The sequence below is a fragment of the Kineococcus vitellinus genome (genome assembly GCF_009906315.1).
In the GTDB taxonomy this organism is placed as follows: domain Bacteria; phylum Actinomycetota; class Actinomycetes; order Actinomycetales; family Kineococcaceae; genus Kineococcus; species Kineococcus vitellinus.
Genome location: NZ_JAAALL010000582.1, coordinates 1 through 1,015, shown reverse-complemented (window position 1 = coordinate 1,015; position 1,015 = coordinate 1). Strand labels below are relative to the sequence as shown.

Genomic DNA, 1,015 nt, shown 5'->3' with positions numbered 1-1,015 from the left:
AGAAGGTGTTGCGTTACTGGTCATCGCCAGTGAGTGAAGGTGGGGTGGTGGCCGTCAGGCCACCACCCCACCTCATGATCAGCCCATGTGTGCATGCACGGGCAAAGCGGCCTACGACTCCTCACTGCTGGATGCTCAATGGGAGTTGCTGCAACCACTTCTGCCTCAACCAGATCGCCGTCGTGGAGGACGACCACGAGCCCACCCGACCCGCCTGGTCATCGACACGATCCTCTACGTCCTCACCACCGGCTGCCCCTGGCGAGCGATCCCCCACGACCTGGTCCCGTGGTGGGTGGCCTACCGCTGGTTCGCCGCCTGGACCGCTGACGGCACCTGGGCCCGCATCCACGACACCCTGCGCGACCGGGTCCGCATCGCCGACGGACGTGACCCCCAACCCTCCGCCGGGGTGCTGGACTCGCAGTCGATCAAGACCAGCCACGGCGGTGAAGCCATCGGCTACGACGCCGGCAAACGCGTCCGCGGACGCAAACGGCACCTGCTGGTCGACACCAACGGACTGCTGCTCAAAGCCGTCGTGCACTCCGCCTCACTGCAAGACCGTCACGGCGCCAAGCGGGTCCTGAGCGGCATCACCGAGCGCTACCACCGCCTGGGTCTGGTCTGGGTCGACGGCGGCTACGTCAACAGCGTCGACGCCTCACTGACGGGCTGGGCCGCAACCGAAGGCCTTCAGGTGGTGGCTGTGCCCCGCAACGCCGACGTGCGAGGCTTCCAAGTGCTGCCCAGACGGTGGGTGGTGGAACGGACCTTCGCCTGGTTGACGAGGTGCAGACGCTTGGCACGCGACTACGAACGCAAGACCGCCCACTCCGAGGCCATGATCCAGGTCGCCTCGATCCGGCTCATGTTGGCTCGCCTCGCCGGCCAAGACGTGAAGCCGCGCGGTCCGATCGAGATCGAAGCGGCTCGCCGTCTCACCGAGGACGGCACCCTCAAGGACGAGGCGAAGACCGACCCTCAGTGATCAACAGGTAACGCAACACCTTCT

Annotated in this window: 1 protein-coding gene; it reads left to right on the top strand. The window is 66.3% G+C overall.

Annotated elements, in window-relative coordinates; translation table 11 throughout:
* The first annotated feature begins 85 nt into the window (after positions 1-85).
* The gene (locus tag GTQ99_RS23555; protein ID WP_166618061.1) at positions 86-991 is read left to right on the top strand and encodes an IS5 family transposase; all 906 of its coding nucleotides are present in this window, start codon (positions 86-88) and stop codon (positions 989-991) included.
* Positions 992-1,015: the final 24 nt, after the last annotated feature.

Bases quoted from the DNA above. Each gene is read 5' to 3' on its own strand.
- GTQ99_RS23555 (WP_166618061.1), top strand. From the start codon at position 86: ATGTGTGCATGCACGGGCAAAGCGGCCTACGACTCCTCACTGCTGGAT.